Source organism: Streptomyces sp. NPDC051907, assembly GCF_040681075.1.
Classification (GTDB): domain Bacteria; phylum Actinomycetota; class Actinomycetes; order Streptomycetales; family Streptomycetaceae; genus Streptomyces.
Map to the genome: position 1 here is coordinate 38,961 of NZ_JBFAYB010000020.1, position 18,882 is coordinate 57,842.

Below are 18,882 nucleotides of genomic sequence, written 5' to 3' on the forward strand. Positions count from 1 at the left end.
CGCCGGGAGGGCCAGGACTGTTATCGCGGCCAACGCCATCCGATGCGGCGATGGGCGTCTCGCACTGGACCGGGCTCTTTTCATGATGCTCCCTTTTCAGATTCTGCATACTTTCTACCGCAAGAAGACGGGATCTCCAGCGACGGCTAGAGGTTGAGTTCAAGAGGCGCGGAACGAGAGCCGACGTCGCGAATGGAGGACGTGCTCCTCACGCGGCGACCGGCCGTGCCGGCCGGTTAGCCCGGAACCCTCGATTCCTCATCTCTGCATGTCACAGCCCCAGATACTGATTTCGGCCGAAAACGAGACTGCGGAGAACAGGCTGTTCCTTCATCGGCTGCGGGTGGTACGGGAAGCGCTATTCAACGGAACGAATCGGGCAGAGACTCCGGAGCGCTTTGCTTGTCGGGTCGAGGTGGATAAGGTCAGCAAGATCTTCATGTTGTGAATATCCCGTGGGGGGATTCGTGTTGGGTTTACGGTCAGTGGCGCCTCGATCCGAGCGCCGTGCTCATAGCCAATCTCGAGGGGGGCGGACCGTCGCCCTGTCGCTCGCCGTCTACCTGCTGGCCGGCCTCCTCGGCGGTCCGGTCGCGACTGCGGCCGAGCTGAGCCTGCCGGACATCGGAACACCCGAACCGGTGCCCACGGCCCCGGCGAAGCTCCACACGATCTCCCGGCCCGACCACGCCGCCGAGCACGCCTGGAAGACCCCTCCGAAGGTGACCTGGCCGTCGCCGGGCACGGCCGCAGCGAAGCTCCCCGAGACCGGTTCGGTGCGAGCCGGCGCGCTGCCCGTCGAACTGCAGCGAACCGGAACGAGCAACAAGGCGGGCGGCCCCGACCAGGCCCAGGTGCAGGTACTGGACCGCAAGACCGCCGACGCGCTGGGAGTCGACGGCCTCCTCCTCGCCGTCCGGCCCGTCGAGGGCGCCAAGGGACCAGTCGCGGTCGACGTCGACTACTCCAGCTTCCGCCACGCCTACGGCGGCGACTGGGCATCGCGTCTGACGCTGCGGCAGCTGCCGTCCTGCGCGTTGACCACCCCCACGGCGAAGGGCTGCTCCGAAGGCACGGAGCTGAAGACCGAGAACGACACCAAGGCCGGCACTCTGTCGGCTGCGGTGAGCCTCTCCGCAGGCTCCGCGGCCCTGGATTCGAAGGAGCCGGTTGCCAAGGCTCCGGTGGCCAAGGCGCCTGCATCCGGCCGTTCGGCCACCGGACTGGCCGCGACGTCCGGCACGGTGCTGCTGGCCGCGACCGCGGCAGCGTCCGGTTCCTCGGGCGACTTCGGCGCGAGCTCCCTGGCGCCTTCCGCCTCCTGGTCGGCCGGCGGCTCCAACGGCGGATTCTCCTGGAAGTACGACGTCCCCGTCCCCGACGTCCCCGGTGCCGTGGCGCCCAAGCTCAACCTGTCCTACGCCTCGCAGTCGGTCGACGGCCGGACCGCGGCCACCAACAACCAGGCCAACTGGATCGGCGACGGCTGGTCGATGGAGCCGGGCTATATCGAGCGCCGCTACATCTCCTGCACCGACGACGCCAAGAACAGCAACACCACCGCCAAGGTCGGCGACGTGTGCTGGAAGAAGGACAACGCAGTCCTCAACCTCGGCGGCCAGTCCAACCTCCTGGTCAAGGACACCGCCAGCGGCGAGTGGCGCCTGGAGAGCGACGACGGCACGAGAGTCGAGAAGATCACCGGCGGCGCGAGCCGCGGCAACGGCGACGACGACGGCGAGTACTGGAAGGTGACCACCCCCGACGGCACCCAGTACCACTTCGGCTACAACCGCCTGCCCGGCTGGACAGACGGCAAGGACGAGACCGCCTCCACCTGGACGACGCCGGTGTTCGGCAACCAGCCCGGCGAGCCCTGCCACGCGAAGGCGTTCAAGGAATCCTGGTGCCAGCAGGCATGGCGATGGAACCTCGACTACGTCGTCGACCCGCACGACGACGCCATGGCCTACTTTTGGGCCAAGGAGAAGAACGCCTACGGCCGCAACGTCGACTCCTCGACCGGCGCCTCCACCCCGACCGAATACGACCGCGGCGGCTACCTCAAGCGCATCGAGTACGGCCTGCGAGCCAACGCCGTTCACAGCCAGAAGGCCGCGGCCAAGGTCGACTTCACCGCCGACGAACGCTGCCTGGCCGACTGCGGCGCCTTCGACAAGGTCCACGCCAAGAACTGGCCGGACGTCCCCTTCGACCAGCACTGCGCCTCGGGCGCTCAGTGCAAGGACCGCTACTCGCCCTCGTTCTGGACCCGCAAGCGCCTCACCAAGATATCCACGTCCGTCCTCACCGGCGGCGCATACAAGCCCGTCGACTCCATCGCGCTCACCCACGAGTTCCCCAGCCCCGGCGACGGCACAGCCCCCGCGCTGTGGCTGGCCTCCATCACCCGCACCGGCCACACCGGCTCAGGCGACGTCTCCCTGCCCGCGGTCACCTTCAAGGGCAAGGCCTACCCCAACCGGGTCGAGGGAGCCACGACCGGCGGCAACGCCGACCCCGTACCTCCGATGTGGCGCTACCGCGTGTACGGGATCGACACCGAGACCGGCGGCACCATCGGCGTCACCTACTCCGACCAGGACTGCAAGGCCGCAGACGTCCCCAGACCGTCCGCCAACACCCGCCGCTGCTACCCGGTGATCTGGTCCCCGCCGGACGCCCCCGCCGAGGACTACGAGCCCTATCTGGACTGGTTCCACGCCTACGTCGTCACCCAGGTCCTGGAGTCCGACAACACCGGCGGCGCGCTGACCAAGCAGACCGACTACGCCTACGACGACAAAGCCGGCATGGCCTGGGCCAAGGCCCAGGACGACGAGTTCGCCAACGCCAAGCACCTCACCTACAGCGACCGCAAGGGCTACAGCCGCGTCCAGGTCCGCACCGGCGCCGGCACGGACAAGCGGACCTTGAAGGAGTACCGCTACTTCCGCGGCGTCGACGGCGCCGAAGTCGAGGACCACGAAGGCATCAAAGCAGTCGACCGCGAGGCATTCGCCGGCATGACCCGCGAAGAAGCCGTCTTCGACGGCGACGGAGGCAAGCTCCAGACCACCACCAGCTACCAGCCCTGGCGCTCCGCCCCCACCGCCACCGAGACCAGAGGCGAAGGCCTCCCGCCGGTCAAGGCGTACGCCACGGGCAGCGAGACGGACAAGACCCGTACCGCCGTCGGATCCGGCTGGAGGACGACGAAGACAGAGCGCACCTTCAGCCCCTACGGGCAGGTCCTGACCGAGTCGAGCCTCGGCGACACCGCCGAGACCGGCGACGAGGAGTGCACCACCACCGCCTACGCCCCCAACGCCAAGGCGAACATCCTCACCCTGGTCCGCGAGGTCAAGTCGGTCGCCAAGCCGTGCGGCACCGCACCCTCGCTGCCGGCCGACCTGATCTCGACCGCCCGGTACTACTACGACGGCGCCACCAGCCTCACCGCCGCGCCGACCAAGGGCGACGTCACCCGGCTCGAAGAACAGGACGCCGCCGGGACCGGCTATCTGACCACCGCCCGGCACACCTACGACCCGCACGGCCGCCCGCTGACCGACACGGACGCGCTGGGAACCACCACGACCACCGCGTACTCACCCCTCGCGGTCGAGGCTCCCACGTCCACGACTGTCACCAACGCGCTCGGCCACACCACCACCACGAGCTACGAGCCGGCCCGCGGAGTCGTCACCGGAACGGTGGACGCCAACGGCAAGCGCACCGACGCCGTCCACGACGGCCTCGGCCGCCTGCTGAAGGTGTGGGGGCCGGGCTGGCCCAAGGCAGACCACGCGGCCCAGCCGTCGACGGAGTTCAGCTACAAGGTCTCCAGGACCGAGGCGAACGCCGTCACCACCAAGACCCTGAAGCGGAACGGCGACTACCGCACCACTCACGTCCTGTACGACGGGCTGCTGCGCGAACGGCAGACCCAGGCTCCGGCCACCGGCACCCAGCACAGCATCCTGACCGAGACCCACTACGACACCCGAGGCTGGAGCACCAAGAGCTACTCCGCCTACTACGCCGACGTCGCGCCCTCGGCGACACTGCACACGGCGACGGCCCTCAACAAGGTCCCGGCCGCCACCGAGAACCTCTACGACGGCATGGGCCGCGTCACCGACACACGGTCCTTGAAGTTCGGCGACGAGCAGTGGCGCACCAGCATGCTCTACGGCGGCGACCGCACCACGGTGATCCCGCCGAAGGGCGGCACCGCCTCCACCACCGTCACCGACGCCCGCGGCCGCACCACCGAACTCCTCCAGTACACCGACGCGGACCGCAGGACATCACAGAAGACCAAGTACGGCTTCAGCAAGTACGACGAGCCCACCACCGTCACCGACCCGGCCGGCAACACCTGGACCTACGCCTTCGACAACCGCGGCCAGCTGACCGCCGTGGACGACCCGGACAAGGGCGTGACCACAACGGCATACGACGAACTCGGCCGCGCCGTCTCCGTGACCGACGCCGGACGCAAGATCACCCTCACCACGAGCTACGACAAGCTCGGCCGCAAGACCGCCACGAAGCACGGCGACACCCCGCTGGCCAAGTGGACCTACGACACCCTCGCCAAGGGCCTGCTGACCAGCAGCACCCGCTACGACGGCACAGACGAGTACACCACCGCCGCAGGCGGATTCAACGACCGATACCAGCCCACCTCCACCAAGTTCACCGCCCCTCCCAAGGCCGGCGGCCTGGCCGGCGCATACTCCTGGACCTACGGCTACAACGCCGAGACCGGCGCACTGGACTGGACGCTCAACCCGGCCGTCGGGGACGTCCCAGCGGAGCGGGTGACGACCAACTACAACAGCGACGACCTGCCCTTCCGCACCAGCCGCGCCGAGGTCGCCCTGGTCTCCAACACCCTCTACGACGTGCTCTCCCGCCCCGCACGCACGGAGTTCGGCTCCAGCACGGGCAAGAGGGTCTACAAGAGCAAGGTCTACGACGAGCACACCGGCCGGGTCACCCGGCAGATCACCGACCGCGACCTCGTCCCGCAACGGATCGACGACGTCGCCTACGCCTACGACCCGGCCGGCAACGTCACAGGCGTCACCACGGCCAGCGGCCAGGACGCCGCCAAGTCCGTCGACGCCCAGTGCTTCACCACCGACCCGCTGGGCCGACTCACCCAAGCCTGGACCGCCAAGACCGACTGCACCGCCGGTCCCTCGGCCACGACCGTCGGCGGCCCGGACGCCTACTGGCACGAATACGGCTACGACGCCATCGGCAACCGCACCGAGCAGACCGAGCACGGCACCGGCGCGACCGCGGGATCCGACGCCACCACGACGTACACCCACCCCAAGCCCGGAGCAGACCTGCCCCACGGCGTGCAGCAGGCCAGCGTCAAGGGCGGCGCGAACGACGGCCAGACCAGCACATTCGCATACGACGAGGCCGGCAACACCACCAAGCGCACCATCGGAGCCAAGACCCAGGACCTGACCTGGGACCCCGAAGGCCACCTCGCCACCCTCACCGAAGAGGGCAAGACCACCCGCTACCTCTACGACGCCGACGGCAACCGCATCCTCGCCAACAACGCCGACGGCAGCAGCACCCTCACACTGCCCAACGGCGACGAGCTCAAGCTCAACGCCAACGGCGCCAAGACCGGCACCCGCTACTACACCCACAACGGCGAAACCGTCGCCGTACGCACCGGCGCGAACATCTCCTACCTGATGTCCGACCACCAGGGCACCGCAACGACCGCCATCGCTGCAGGCACCCTCGCCACCACCCGCCGCAAGCAGCTCCCCTTCGGCAAGCTCCGCACCGAGCAGTCCGGAGCCTTCGGCAACCGAGGCTTCGTCGGCGGCGCCAACGACCCCACCGGACTCACGCACCTCGGCGCCCGCGAATACGACCCCACCACCGGACGCTTCCTCTCCGTCGACCCCATCATCGACCACGGCGATCCGGCGCAGATGAACGCCTACAGCTACGCCCACAACAACCCCCTCACCAAATCCGACCCCGACGGCCTCCGCCCCGACGGCCCCGCAGGCGGCGCCTCGTACAACGACGACGCCTACGCCCGCGACCGCGGCATGGACGCCGGCTACACCTACAAGAGCGGCAAATGGGTCTGGCGCCAGACACCGAAGAAGGACCCCGAGTCCCAATTCCTCTACGCCGCCTACCGCCAGAACACCACCGGCTACCTCAACAACGACTACTACGCCGGGCAGCGGGCACAGAAGGCAGCCCAACTCCGAGCCCAAGCCAAGAAGAAGGCGGATCAGGCTCGTGCAGAGGCTCAGCGGAAAAGGGACGGTATCCTCGGCAGTATTAAAAAGGGCAACTGGGGTGCCGCTTGGAGCAACACCGTGGACGATGTGTGGGAGGAGCGCATCGGAAACTCTTCTTGGTGGAAACATAAGGGTGTTGATTTTGGAGTAACTATGGGCGTTGCCGCGCTCGTAGGCGTTTGCCTCGTGAGTGCATGCCTTGGGCTTGCAGTAGTAGGTGTAGGCGCAGCGGTTGTTGCTGGAGCAGGGGCACATATGGCCCTTGCCACCCCGGAAGAACGGGCTGGGGGGTACGGGCAATACTTCAAGCGATCAGGTAAAGCTGCCGCTTACGGTGTTGTGAGCGGCGCGCTATGCGGAAAGGGGCCTGCGGGATGCTTTATATTTGGCCCGAAGGCCACGTCGCCTCTGGCTGGCGTTGCAAGGGGTAAACTTACGGGCGAAGCGTTGAGAATCACCGGTCGCAAGATCAGAGAGTACATGTTCTAGCTGTCGCCTTCAATTCACTCGATGCTCCGATGTTTAACGTCGGAGCATCGAGGTGATTTAGGTGAAGGTGGCATGTTGTAAGTTTGCGAATGACTTTAGGAGTGACCGATGGAAGAGTGGCCCGAAGGGGATTCTGCGAATCCGGAGCTCGCGAGGGCTAGGTATCGGAGAGATATTAGAGGAATTCGAGAAGGATTCCGTGCCACCCCTAGGGCGGCAACGTTTGGTGCGCTAGTGGTTGTCGTTGGTAGCGCGATTCTCGCATTGCTCGGAGATCGGCTCTTCGCTGCAGCCTTCTTCGGGTTCTTCTGTTCGGTTCTTCTGGTGGCCTTCCTCTTCTTTATGTTTCGTGGTCGAGGGTGGAAGGGCTCTGCAATTCGGGCCTTCCTGTTTACGTTCGGGTGGGCAAGTTTCATGTAAAGCTCGAAGTGAGGGGTGCCGCGTGCGGGCTGGCCGGAGGTGGTGGTGACGAAGACCGCTTGACGGTGCGTCTGCTGCCTCCGGGCGTCAAGGATCGGCGGACCCACTACCTGGGACAGATCCCGGAGGCACCGGCCGGGTGCCCGGCGAGAAGCCGCCGTATGGCGTAGCTGATGGTGTGCTTATTGATCTTGGTTGTGACCTGGTATTGCTCGGTTCTACTAAGCGGTAGTTCGTTGTGGCGGGGCAGGGTTACTTGGTGCCGGAGTGTGGGCGGCCGGTGGGATCTGGGTTGAGCTGGGTGTTTGGGGTTGCGCAGTGCGCTGAGCCACCGCGCAGGTCGAGGTGTTCCAGCGGCTGGTCGGCGTCCGCGTCCAGCAGCCACCGCCCGTGCCGGACACACACCCGCTGCCAGCGCGGCAGATACCGCACCGCCCGCACCGTCTGCCCGGTCCGCCGCGCGGTGCAGAGCCGGCAGGCGAACGCCGCCTCTCCCGCCACAGCGCCCGCCGCCCGCCACCGAGCCTGTGGCAGGGCGGCCTCCCGGCCGGTGCCGATCTTGGGATCATCCACGGTGAACGCGGGCAGCGCGTGCGCCAGCACCGCCGGTCCGACCCCGCACAGTTCGGCGAGCACAGCCCGCCCGGCTTCGTTGAGCACGATCTCCGCATCGGCCCGCACACCGCCGCCGTCGTTGCGGGCGGGGGAGTTGCGGCACGTCCACAGCCGCAGCACACCGGCAGCCGGCAGGCCGTAGCGGTCTGCGGCCCGGCTGATCAGCGACGAGGTCAGCTCCCCGGCCAGCGGCACGGTCCGTAACGCTCCTGCTCTCACAGCTCTCCCCCTGACGCCCTGTCCTGCTTCCTGCCCCGGCGCACTGACCGCCTACAGCTCGAACTGCAGGTCGACGATGTCCTTGAGTTCCACTTCGAGGCCGTGGGCACGCCGTCCGCCGTCGCGGAAGTACACCTCACCCAACGCCTCGGCCGCGAGTTCGCGGAGGGCGTCCTCGTCGACGCCTGCTTCCTGGGCTTGAAGGAGGCGGGCGGCGTGGTGGGGCGGCAGGGACAGGGTGAGGTGACGCACGCGGGCCTGGTCGGTGCTGCCGACGGCGGCGGTGTAGCCGAACCTCGCCTGCACATCGATCATGATGCCGCTCGTGGTGGCCGCTGCCTGTTTCGCCTTCGCCCTGATCTGCGGCTGCCAGCGTGACCGGACCTCACGCTCGAGGCGGTCGGCGAGTTCCGGCCGGGGCCTTTTGATCTGGTTCTTCACATACCGCTCCACCGTGCGCTGGCTGATGCCGAGCAGCTCGGCCACCGGCATCGTCCGGCCGCCGTGCTTCTTGAGGAGGTAACGCATCTGCGCTCCGGCGGACTTGGGGATGGGCCGCGTGAACGCGCCCTGCACCGCCCTGTCGAGTTCTTCCCCGACCGTGACCATCGGCGTAACTCTCCTACTTTCCAGTGTCCTTGGCGGTGACCTCGCCGGTCTTGATGTAGCGGGCGAGGTTGGCGACATGGCCGTCGGCGCCGAGCTGCTCGAGCACGTCAGCCCCCCACACCACGCTCTGGGTGCCCTCGTGCTTGACCATGCCCGGCGACACGCCCAGCCGGAAACTGCCCGGCACGGCCTTGCCGTCGGCGCCGTACGGCAGCACGTCCAGGGGGCTGGGCCCGTCGGCCGCGTACACGGCGCAGTCGGACAGGACCGCGACCGGGTAACGGCCGGTGGCCGCCGCCAGGGCGAGCATCTTGCGGTGCATGTTGACCCGGGCCCGGGAGATGACGGTCGCGCGGATGTCCGGCCGCCAGGTCGGGCGGGCCAGGGCGGGCCAGGCCTGCCCCGGCTTCCAGCCGCCCCCGCGTGCCTTCTCCTGCAGCTTGCCGATGCCGCCCTTGACGGTCATCTTGACCGCGTCCACCACGATCCCCAGCTCCGGATCACGGCTCTTGTAGCCGTCCATCGCCTGAAGGAACTGGTGCGGGGACAGCTTCTCCGCGACACCGAGGTCCGCCATGGTGGCGACGTAGGCATCGCGCAGCCGCTTGTACCAGCCGTCCAGGAACCGGCCGCTCTCCCGGCGCAGCCGGGCCTCGACGGGGGTGACGTCGTAGCCGAGCTCGACGGCGTAGGCCACGGTGGGCGTGGCATACCAGGCCGGACCGGTCGGGCGCTGGCCGCTCGGCGTGAACGGGCTGGGCAGCAGGCCACCGTCGAGGTCGCGCCACTGCTTGCCGACCTTCACCCGGGACAGGTCGACGTGGGAGAGGTCGACCAGCCAGGAACCGGGCACCGCTGGGTCGAAGACCGGATCGGTGACGTGCTCGGGCGGCGATGACAGCCCGACGACCGCACCGTTGGCGGCTGCACCGAAGGCCAGGTTCACATCCAGGCCGACCAGGTGCCCCTGCATGCACTCGGCGTCGGTGAGGTCCCGCGCCCAGTCGTAGGCCTCCTCGAACAGCCGCTCGCTGGGGCCGCGCACGTGGAAGCGGGGCAGATGGGCCAGGACGGGGTGTCCGTCGATCGCCTCGCACGGCGCCGGGTCTACCGCCTCTGTGCCCAGTGACCCGGGCCGGTGCTCGCGGTGCCGCCGGCCGGAGGCGTCCGGCTCGCTCGCGCGGGTCGGCGGGTTGAGCGCGGTCATCAGCTGCAGCCCCGTCACGGCCGTTGAGCCGACCGGCGTCATCACCCGGGCCGCATACACGCCCAGCACCCGGGCGAGCTCAGGCGGCGGCAACTGGGCGGCGTGGCCCCAGGAGCGGTCGTCCAGGGCACGCCAGGAGGGGATGCACAGCTGCACGCACTGGCGGCGGCTGCCGTGGGCGGGACGGTAGATCCGCGCCCACGGCCCCAGCCCGCGCTTGGTGAGCTGCCAGTCGGCGCGCTCAAGCTGCTTGATGACCTTGTGTCCTTCCGGCAGCCGCCCGGCAAGCCGCTCGGCCTCGGACAAGGCGGCGGGCAGGCCGTAGCGCTCGCATGCCGCCTCGGCGAGCACCAGCAGCGGGTCGCCGTCCTTTCCCGAGCCGTGCAGCTTCTCCGACCCCAGCCGTGCCTCGGTGAGCGTCCACTCCACCAGCGCAGGCAGCGACTTGGCGGGCACGTCCAGGATCAGACCGCCGACGCCGTAGCCGGTCACCTGCCGCTCGGTGTCGGCGTCGAGGACGAGCAGCGGACCGTGCGCGTAGGCACCGCCGGGCGCGGGGGTGTTCGCCGAGGCGGCCTTCCTTGCAGTGGGGCGCCGCGAGCTCTGCGGCGCCCGTTCGGCACGCGGCACCGGCCGCTGTGTCGCTGCCGCGTGCCGATCGGGCGCTGGGGGAGCGGCCGGGGGCTCCTCGGCCTCCGCCGTGGCAGTAGCTTCCGCTCTCCCGGCCATGGGCCGAGCCTGCGCTGCGGTGGTGGTTGTCTGCGGTGCCTCGGTGTCCCCGTCCTCCTGTGGCGCGCCGGTGCTCTCGGGGGCGGGGTAGAGCTTGGCGAGCTGCTTCAGCAGGCGCGCGTACGCCTCCCGCTCCGGCGGCCGGGGCTCTGTCCGGCCCGACTCCCAGGCGCCGACGGTCGCCCGCCGCACATCCAGGGCAGCGGCCACCTCGTCCAGGGTGAGCGCATGCGCCTGGCGCAGCCGCCTGCGCTCAGCCGGCGGCGGCAGCGGGGAGCGGGACGCGACCAGCGCGTCGACCGCGTCGAACAACTCGGACATGGGACACCTCCGTCCCTGACCCTACCCCTGAAACGCACCTATCACGTACTAGTAGCGCATGGATCGCGTACATGGAGCGTACGGACGGTGTTCGGGGTGATAATGTCCGGTCAACGGACCTGGGCGGAGCCAGCGGCCCATAGCGCACGTGTGCTCGGGGGCGGGTCGAAGTGGCGCGAGCGCATGCGACGTGTTCGAGGGGGAGCAGTGGAGGCAACGAGTGACGGCTGGGCGGGCATGGGCTGGGACTGGACGGATGCCGACGACATCCGCCGGCGCCTGGACCAAGGAGCCGATCCGGAGAGCTGGAACGGGAGCAGGCCCCTACATCGGGCAGCGGTGTTCGGCTCCCCGGAGGCTGTTACGGAACTTGCCCGCCGGGTTGCGGACGTGGACGCGCTGGAGAACGGGGTGACGGCACTGTGGGAAGCCGTCCTGTCCAGGAAGCCGGCCAACGCACGGGCGCTCGCCGCCGCCGGGGCCGATCCCTGGCGGCCGTCGCTCGGCGGCTGGTCGCCGGGGCGGCTGAGCCTGGCCGGACCGACGCCCGAGCTGTTCCCGGTACCGGAAGGGGTGTCCCTGAGCGACGCCGAGCGGGCGGCAGCGCAGGAGGCTCATCGCCTCACCACGGCATTGGGCGAGTTCTACGACGACGGCATGGGCTTGGCCTGTGTGGCGGGCATCGACGCGGCCGAGGCGGTGCGCCGTCTCCAGGCGACGCCGGTGGTGGACGGCGAACTCCTTGACGTGCTGAATGAGCTGCTGGAGGAGCCCTACGCGTACGACATGGACGAGAGCCTGTACATCGTCGGTGTGACGTCCGTGCCGGGCGGCTGTGTGGTCACTCAGCCCTGGGGATACGCGCCGCAGATGCCGGGCGTGCTGGCCCGGCTGTCCGCCGGCACCCTCTGCTACGGCCTCTACGCCAATCCCAAGAGCGGCAACCAGGGCAGCATCACCCGCGATGGAATCATCGAGGGCTCAGACCTGCACCCCGGCGGAGGACCGGACGAGAACGACACTGCCGAGCAGGTGCTGGCCTCCTACCTCTACCAGCACCACGCCGTCGCCTACGCCTTGGCTTACGCAGGCCTGCGCCCGACCGACAGACGCGCCGTTACCGGACCGCCCGATGTGTGGGCCGAACTGCCCCGCCGCGACTACTGGAGCCACTGACTCGAAAGAAGAGCTGTCATGACTGTGGTGGAACTGCCGCGCCCCGGCCGCCCTAAGCCCGCGCGGCTCTTTCCCGACCAGGCCGAGGCCGTCACACGGCTGGCACGGCACCTGCGGCGCGCGGGGACGCGCGCTCTGTTCGTGTCGGCGACGGGCACCGGCAAGACCCTGGTGTCGATCCGCACGGCGGACGAACTCGGCGCGCGGCTGGTGCTGTTCGTGGTCCCCACCCTGGACCTGGCGGCCCAGACCGCGCTGGCCTGGCGCCGGGACGGCCACGGCGAGCACATGGTGATCGTCTCCTCCCTGGACACCAGCGGCCGCGACGACCTGGTCGCCGCTCGCGTCATGTCGACCACGAACCCGCACGCGCTGGGCGGGCTGATGTCGGTGGTGGGGGAGGGGGAGGACCAGATCCGTGCGTTGACGGTGATCTGCACCTACGACTCCCTGGACAAGATCGAGCAGACCCAGCGCACGGGGCACACGGTGCCGCCGTTCGACCTCGCGGTCATGGACGAAGCCCACCGGATCGCCGGCCGCGCCGACAAGAAGTGGGCGATCGTCAACGAAGCCCAGCGGATCCGCGTGGACCGCCGCCTCTACATGACCGCCACCCCCCGCATCTTCGCCGCGCCGGAGCTGGCGGAGTCCGCCGACACCACCCGCCCACGCCGCCGTGCCACCGGGCCGAACCGGAACACGGACGTGGACGCGTTCGCCAACTCCATGGACAACGAGGCCGTCTACGGCAAGAAGGTCTTCGAGTACCCCCTCGCGCAGGCAGTGGCCGACGGCCGCGCCGCGGACTACCGCATCGTGGTGCCCACCCTCACCGACGCCGACCTGCGCCGCCGCCTCAACCTGCCCTCCCCGAGCAGCGCCCCCGCCGCCTTCCGGCCCGGCGACAGCACCGGTGACCAGGAGCAGGACAGCGCGCTGCGCACCACCGCCCTGCACCTGTCCGTCCTGCGCGCCATGACCGAACACCGTCTGAGTAAGGTCCTGGTCTACTTCAACCTCGTCTCCGACGCCCGACGCTTCGCCCGCGAACTCCCCCACACGCTGCGCCTGCTGGCCCGCACGGACCCCGACCTCGTCCCGGACATCACCCCGCAGCTGTTCTTCGCACACGGCGAGCACACCCCCGCCCAGCGCGCCGATACCTTCACCGCGTTCGCCGCCGCCGACTGCGCGATCCTCGCCAACTCCCGCCTGATCGCTGAAGGCGTCGACATCCCCAGCGTCGACGCCATCGTCTTCGCCGACCCCACCCGCAGCGTCATCCGCTGCGTCCAAGCCCTCGGCCGCGCCCTGCGCCTCGACGTGAGCGGCAAGACCGCCTCACTGATCGTCCCCGTCTACGTCCCGCCCGGCGCCGACGGCGAGAACATCCTCGGCACCGCCTACGAACCGGTGTGGGCGATCGCCTGCGCACTGGCCAGCCACGACCACCGCATCCTCGAGCGCCTCCCGGACAAGGCCAACCGCCTGCCGAAGGAGACCAGCGACGTCATCCAGCGCCGCTGGCACTTCGACTTCACCGTCCACCCCGAACGCATCGCCCAAGCGATGGACCTGGCCTCCTTCGACCCCCGCGACCCGGCCGTCTCCCGCTCCCGCCGCCTGGGGCTCGCCGCCGCCCAGTCTTACCGCGACCAGTACGGCCACCTCGACGTCCCCGCCGACTACCCCGACCCCACCGGCTACCGGCTCGGCACCTTCATCACCACCATGCGCGACGCCCGGACCGCCGGCCGCCTCGAAGCCGACTGGACCGCCGAACTCGACGCTCTCGGCATGATCTGGGACAAGCACGACGCCGCCTGGCGCGCCCGCCTCGCCGCCTCCGCCGACTACCTGCGCACCCACGGCCACCTCGCCGCCCCCGCCACCACCCCCGTCGGCTCCTGGCTCGCCGAACAACGCCACCTCGCCACCAAGAACACCCTCGATGCCGCCCGTGCCGACGCCCTCACCGCTCTTGCCCCCGACTGGCGCCTTCCCCACGGCGCGGACTGGCACCGCAAATACCACCTGCTGCGCGCCCACCTCGCCTCCGGTGCCGACCCGGCCGCCCTCACCCGCGAGACCCTCCTGGCAGGGGTGAAGATCGGCTCCTGGCTCCACCGCCAACTGACCACCTGGCCCTCCCTCCACCCCGGCCAGCAGCACCTGATGACCGCTCTCGGCCTCACCCCCGACACCAACCCACTCGCCCCGGCCCGCCGCGCCCGCCGCACCTTCGAACAGACCGTCCAGCTCCTGGAACTCTTCCTCCACCGCGAAGGCCGCGCCCCCACAGCCCGCGAGACCATCCGCGTCGACGGCGACACCGTCAACCTCGGCGCCTGGCTCGCCAAAGCCCGCACCAAGCACCGCACCGGCCAGCTCCCCGAAGCTCACGCACACCTGATCGCCACACTCTTCGACGGCGACTGGACCACCGAAGCCGCCCTCCCCGCCGTCCTGACCTGACCACCGCCTCCCACGCGCCGTGACCCGGGCCCGTAAGCTGCGCCGGTCCGGCGTACCGCCCGCTGAAGGGAAACCGCCCCACCGTGTTCCAGCAGACCCCCGTCTATGACCGCCTCGTCGCCGAACGCGGCGACATCCCCGTCCAGGTCCGCGGGGAAGCCGACCGGATCCACCGCGACCTGGCCCAGGTCCTGCGCCAGACGTCCACTCCCCGGTCGAGCACCCCGCCAAGCGTCTTCGAACCGAAGCAGCCTCCCCGCCCTCTGTAGGCACGCAGCCATTGCCGCTGTCCGGAGCTGTGCGGCCAAACAGCAGGTCCAGGTGGTCACCCAGCCCGCCCCTCCTCGTTGAAGAAGGGGACAGCAAGGGCCGAAGACAGAAGGGCGGGTGGCGACGTGACACAGCCGGCACCGCACCGGCAACCGTTGTGGCGGCGCTACCAGGAGCCGGACGACCGGGGCTTGATCGACGACGTGTGCGACGGACTACGCCTGATCACCGAGCCCGGGCCCGATGATCCGGGGCAGACCATCGCTCTGGCGATCGTGGGAGCCGAAGCGGCCGAAGAACTTGCTGCCACCCTGGACGACGAATGGGCCCTGTACACGCCGCAGCAGGCCGCCGTGACGGCCTCCGCTCTCTTCGCCCAGATCGGCTGCGGCGGGCGCGGCGCTGGAGAAGCTGAGCGACCACCTGGACGCCATGGCCGAGCGCGGGGAGATCACCGTCCCCGACTACGACGGGGCAGGGGAAGCCGAGCGCCTGTGCACCGCCCAGAGCGTCCTCGGCGCGGCAGGGCAGGAAGCCTTCGGCGCCATCGACGCGCGCGACTGCGACGAGGCCGTGGACATCCTGGCCACGACTTCCTACACCGGACCGTTGCCCGGCAGCACGCACGAGACGTACATCCAGCTGGCAGCCCTGCTGGACGACGCCAAACTCATCCCCGCATGTCGACCGCCCGCCGAAGAGGTCTGTGCAGCCCAGGACTACGAAGACGGCTGCGGCTGCCACATCGAACTGACCGACCACGACGGCATCGTGTGGGACTTCCACCGCTCGGACGGCACCTGGTACGTCATGCCCCTGGCCGACGCCACACCCAGCGGCCACCCTCTCACCGGAAGGGAACTGTCCATGACACAGACGTGCCCTCATCCCCAGCATCTTGCGCTACTGGTCCAGCAGACCCTGTCCGGCACTGTCTGACAACGCACCCCCTACCGCGTTGTCCCACCGCCTCTGCGCCCGGACCGTCCAGCTCGGCCGGTGCCTGTGAGGAAGTGCGGGTCGGGACGCTGCCGGGGAATGCCTGGGCGGGTCCGTTCCCGACACGGCCGACGGCCGGCTGTGTACCCATGCTCCGGTCGGGGGCACGCGGTGCATACGTCGGCTCGGCGGCACGGCCCGGGACCGGCGCCGGACGTCCCGGCCAGGGAGGAGGGGGGCGACGACCTCGCGGAAGTCGAGCCGCGCATCGCATGTGGGCCTCCCTGCAGGGCGTGCCCGAGGAGCTGGTGCCCGCCGGGTGAGGTTGGCGGAACTCCTGTGCGGACGGGCCGCGGTTGGAAGACTCTTGGTTATGAGCAACACGACTACTGCGGGCGTGCAGCCGTACCCTCCAGGCACGCGGTGGATCTTCCGATCCAAGAACGGGTACGTCCACACCGAGGAGCTGGCGCTGTCCTGGCTCGTCGGGGGCGCCGAGCCGATCTGTGAGGACCCCTCTGCGGAAGGGCAGCCGGCGGACGTCCTGTGGCGCTACTGGGCAAAGGACGCCAACCACTATCACGAGCGGTGGCCGGAGGCGTTCCGGCCGGGCGAGGTGCACATCTCCTGGCGGGTGGTCTCGCCGACGCCCGACAGCGGGGTGTTCGAGGGGGCGCCCTACACCCGCGACCCGCGTCATCTGCCGCGCCAGTCCCAGGTGGACGAGGAGCAGGACGACTTCCTGGCCCACTACTCGTTCCCGACGCACGCCGTTTCCGGGGAGCACCTGAACTGGCTGCGGCTGCCCGTGCTGGACCGGGCGTGGCGCGAGGACCGGGAGGACGTCGGCGGCTTCGTCCAGGAGGCGTCCGGGTGGAAGCCGTCGCCGCTCCAGCTGGCCATGGACGTCGTACAGGTGGCGCGGTGCTCGGGGCTGTGGACTCCAGAGCTGGCGCTGATGAGCGGGGACCTGGACGACGGTGAGCAGTACGTGCTGGGCAACTGGCTGGCCGAGCACCAGGAAGGCATGGACAGCGACGTGTTCGACGCGCTGTACGCGAAGCTCGGCAAGCACCACCAGCGCGACTTGGACGAGTCCATCTCGGAGTGGGCCGACCGCGCGGTGGGCGATGCGAGTTGGAGGAGCTGACCTGCCCGAAGACAGTTCGTCTTCGCCACGGGTCAGCCGACGGTGAGCTCGGGGCGCTGTACCGGGTGAGCTCGGCCAGCTCAGGTTCTCGCAGCCGGCTTCGGGCCTCACAGCTGTGATCCGAACTCCTGGCGGACATCGAGGTAGCAGCGCAGCCGTACACCCGGCTCGCCCGGCACTCGAATCGCGCGGTCCGCCGACGCGGTCGGCCAGCGCCCGGCAAGCAGCGCCTGAACGGCGAACGCGGTCTGGTCGTCACACGCTGCGACGTCGACGACGGCCAGGCCCGGCTGCGCCACGTGCGCTTCGCTGGTCGGCTTCAGGCCCGGCATGACGCGGCCGTGCGCCTGCAAGTTCCCGCGCCATGGCACGTTCACTCGACCGAGTAGCGCCATCACCCGCACCGGGCCCCGCCCCCCGGCACCCCTCACTGCCGTCGATAGGCGCTCACCCGCCGGAACCCGATGCGTTTCACGTCAGCGTTGCGGTCCGGGGCCGACCCGTTCGTAGGCGCAGTGCTTGGTGGCCGGATCCAAGACGGCGACCTTCAGCGGGCTTTGGGCGGCTTCCTCGATACGCAACAGCCAGGCCCGGCCGGGGACCAGGATGGTCAGGTCCGCAGGCCACCGGGCGAGTGCCGAGGGGTCAGGGCACACCACACCGGCCAGCTGGAACGCGCTTGCCTCATGCTGCCGGCTGTAGAGGAGCAGTCCGTTGCCATGGGCGGGGCTCTGGTCGCCGCACGTGACGGCCTTGCCGGAGGCGGAGCGGACCAACTGCATGAACGCAGGCCACAGCGCGGCCTTGATGCCCGCGTGGTCGAAGAAGGCCGACAGGCGCTCCTGTTCCGCCCGCTGTTCTTGCGCCTCCTGCTCGGCAGCCAGCCGTCGGTCCTCGGCGGCCAGCCTGCGCTGTTCAGCGGCAGCGGCCCGTTGCTCGGCGGCCTCCCGGCGTTGCTCGGCGGCGGCCTCCTGCCGGACGGCTTCGGCATCGGCCTCCAGCCGAGCCCGGACGACGGCCAGCTGGACGTAGGAGCGGGCGGTCCACCACACCGTGCCGTCCGGACCGGTATGGGCATGGACCCGGCCCTGGAGAATCCACCGGATCGCATCGCCCAGGGAGCAGCTGATGTGGGTCCACGCCGCTTTCATCTTCACCGTGCGTGGCGCGGCCCAGGTGTAGCGCGCCATGCCGTAGCGCACCGTCCATGCGTCCCCGCGGTCCCTGGGGGCGCTACCCGCAGGCAGGGCACGCCGCGCTCCCACGGCCGCTTCTCCATCGCCACCCAGCACACCGCCACACCGTCCGCCGCGTAGCGGTCCGTCCGCATCCGCGCGTCCTGCGGCGTCATGGGCGACAACTGCGCCTCCAGCGCCATGAACGGCCGGTCCTGCTCATCGAAGACCAGCACGTCGGCACGCCAGGTCCGGGCCTCGTTGCCGACCTCCAGCTCAGCTCTGAAGCCCGCCGCCCGGGCGGCGGTGGCCAGCTCCAGCTTCAGCAGGTGATGCTCCGGCGACTCGTTCGCCAGCGCGCAGTCGCGGGGCCGCACCTGGTGGTAGAAGTGCCTGGCGCGGTGCGGGGAGACGCGCGCGAACACCCTTCCCCCGCACTCCGGACACGCCAGCTCCAGCCCTTTCACGCGGTGGACGTCCGCCCAGGACCGGCTACACCCGAGATCGTCCAGCGACGCATCCAGCCGGCCCCAGCGCGCATGCACGGCGGTGTACCCCATCAGCCCCCTCCCGTGTGGCCCGAGAAGGACAGCATCCCCTCCCGCTGGGACGGCGATACACCGGATGAGGACGTGCGGCTCCCGCTGTTCGTGCGCCGATGAGCCGGTCCGGCTGGCTGCTGGCGGTGCCCTGCGGCGGCAGCATCGGCCGGACACAGGGCGCACCGCCGGGCGAGTCCAGTCTCTCCCACGACCGACTCGGCCCGGTGGGGGTGCCCACGCT

General features: G+C 69.7%; 12 protein-coding genes. 6 read left to right on the forward strand and 6 right to left on the reverse strand.

The genetic code is table 11. From position 1 onward, the window contains the following. The first annotated feature begins 485 nt into the window (after positions 1-485). On the forward strand, positions 486-6,791 hold the full coding sequence (locus AB0M39_RS14200; RefSeq protein WP_365363809.1) for an RHS repeat-associated core domain-containing protein: 6,306 nt from the start codon (positions 486-488) through the stop codon (positions 6,789-6,791). A 672-nt stretch (positions 6,792-7,463) separates the two neighbouring features. Here AB0M39_RS14200 and AB0M39_RS14205 read toward each other — a convergent pair. The 3 genes from AB0M39_RS14205 to AB0M39_RS14215 all read right to left on the reverse strand — a co-directional run bounded on the left by AB0M39_RS14205 (position 7,464) and on the right by AB0M39_RS14215 (position 10,911). Beyond that, a complete protein-coding gene (locus tag AB0M39_RS14205) occupies positions 7,464-8,021 on the reverse strand; it encodes a TniQ family protein (RefSeq protein ID WP_365363811.1) in 558 nt (185 codons plus the stop codon). A gap of 75 nt (positions 8,022-8,096) precedes the next feature. Further along, the gene (locus AB0M39_RS14210; protein WP_365363813.1) at positions 8,097-8,654 is read right to left on the reverse strand and encodes an XRE family transcriptional regulator; all 558 of its coding nucleotides are present in this window, start codon (positions 8,652-8,654) and stop codon (positions 8,097-8,099) included. 13 nt (positions 8,655-8,667) lie between these two features. Then, the gene (locus tag AB0M39_RS14215; protein WP_365363815.1) at positions 8,668-10,911 is read right to left on the reverse strand and encodes a helix-turn-helix transcriptional regulator; all 2,244 of its coding nucleotides are present in this window, start codon (positions 10,909-10,911) and stop codon (positions 8,668-8,670) included. Between the two features lie 207 nt (positions 10,912-11,118). Here AB0M39_RS14215 and AB0M39_RS14220 point away from each other — a divergent pair, with 207 nt between their 5' ends. The 5 genes from AB0M39_RS14220 to AB0M39_RS14240 all read left to right on the forward strand — a co-directional run bounded on the left by AB0M39_RS14220 (position 11,119) and on the right by AB0M39_RS14240 (position 16,924). After that, positions 11,119-12,087 (forward strand): ankyrin repeat domain-containing protein, encoded by a 969-nt coding sequence (locus tag AB0M39_RS14220; protein WP_365363818.1) that lies wholly within the window; start codon positions 11,119-11,121, stop codon positions 12,085-12,087. Between the two features lie 18 nt (positions 12,088-12,105). After that, positions 12,106-14,565 carry a Helicase associated domain protein gene (locus AB0M39_RS14225; RefSeq protein WP_365363820.1) on the forward strand — a complete coding sequence of 820 codons (2,460 nt, stop codon included), beginning with the start codon at positions 12,106-12,108 and terminating at the stop codon, positions 14,563-14,565. Positions 14,566-14,648: 83 nt separating this feature from the next. Continuing rightward, on the forward strand, positions 14,649-14,834 hold the full coding sequence (locus tag AB0M39_RS14230; RefSeq protein ID WP_365363822.1) for a hypothetical protein: 186 nt from the start codon (positions 14,649-14,651) through the stop codon (positions 14,832-14,834). 433 nt (positions 14,835-15,267) lie between these two features. Further along, entirely contained in the window at positions 15,268-15,774 is a 507-nt protein-coding gene (locus AB0M39_RS14235) for a hypothetical protein (RefSeq protein ID WP_365363824.1), read from the forward strand. Between the two features lie 373 nt (positions 15,775-16,147). Next, positions 16,148-16,924 carry a hypothetical protein gene (locus tag AB0M39_RS14240; RefSeq protein ID WP_365363827.1) on the forward strand — a complete coding sequence of 259 codons (777 nt, stop codon included), beginning with the start codon at positions 16,148-16,150 and terminating at the stop codon, positions 16,922-16,924. 107 nt (positions 16,925-17,031) lie between these two features. Here AB0M39_RS14240 and AB0M39_RS14245 read toward each other — a convergent pair whose 3' ends face one another. The 3 genes from AB0M39_RS14245 to AB0M39_RS14255 form a co-directional block, all read right to left on the reverse strand. After that, the gene (locus tag AB0M39_RS14245; RefSeq protein WP_365363831.1) at positions 17,032-17,256 is read right to left on the reverse strand and encodes a DUF6207 family protein; all 225 of its coding nucleotides are present in this window, start codon (positions 17,254-17,256) and stop codon (positions 17,032-17,034) included. A gap of 144 nt (positions 17,257-17,400) precedes the next feature. Then, positions 17,401-18,114 carry a hypothetical protein gene (locus AB0M39_RS14250; RefSeq protein ID WP_365363833.1) on the reverse strand — a complete coding sequence of 238 codons (714 nt, stop codon included), beginning with the start codon at positions 18,112-18,114 and terminating at the stop codon, positions 17,401-17,403. Then, complete coding sequence (locus AB0M39_RS14255) at positions 18,078-18,659, reverse strand: competence protein CoiA family protein (protein WP_365363835.1); 582 nt, start codon at positions 18,657-18,659, stop codon at positions 18,078-18,080. The genes AB0M39_RS14250 and AB0M39_RS14255 overlap by 37 nt, the downstream gene beginning before the upstream one ends. Positions 18,660-18,882: the final 223 nt, after the last annotated feature.

Bases quoted from the DNA above. Each gene is read 5' to 3' on its own strand.
- AB0M39_RS14210 (WP_365363813.1), bottom strand. From the start codon at position 8,654: ATGGTCACGGTCGGGGAAGAACTCGACAGGGCGGTGCAGGGCGCGTTC.
- AB0M39_RS14215 (WP_365363815.1), bottom strand. From the start codon at position 10,911: ATGTCCGAGTTGTTCGACGCGGTCGACGCGCTGGTCGCGTCCCGCTCC.
- AB0M39_RS14225 (WP_365363820.1), top strand. From the start codon at position 12,106: ATGACTGTGGTGGAACTGCCGCGCCCCGGCCGCCCTAAGCCCGCGCGG.
- AB0M39_RS14235 (WP_365363824.1), top strand. From the start codon at position 15,268: ATGGCCGAGCGCGGGGAGATCACCGTCCCCGACTACGACGGGGCAGGG.
- AB0M39_RS14240 (WP_365363827.1), top strand. From the start codon at position 16,148: ATGAGCAACACGACTACTGCGGGCGTGCAGCCGTACCCTCCAGGCACG.
- AB0M39_RS14245 (WP_365363831.1), bottom strand. From the start codon at position 17,256: ATGCCGGGCCTGAAGCCGACCAGCGAAGCGCACGTGGCGCAGCCGGGC.
- AB0M39_RS14250 (WP_365363833.1), bottom strand. From the start codon at position 18,114: ATGGCGCGCTACACCTGGGCCGCGCCACGCACGGTGAAGATGAAAGCG.
- AB0M39_RS14255 (WP_365363835.1), bottom strand. From the start codon at position 18,659: ATGGGGTACACCGCCGTGCATGCGCGCTGGGGCCGGCTGGATGCGTCG.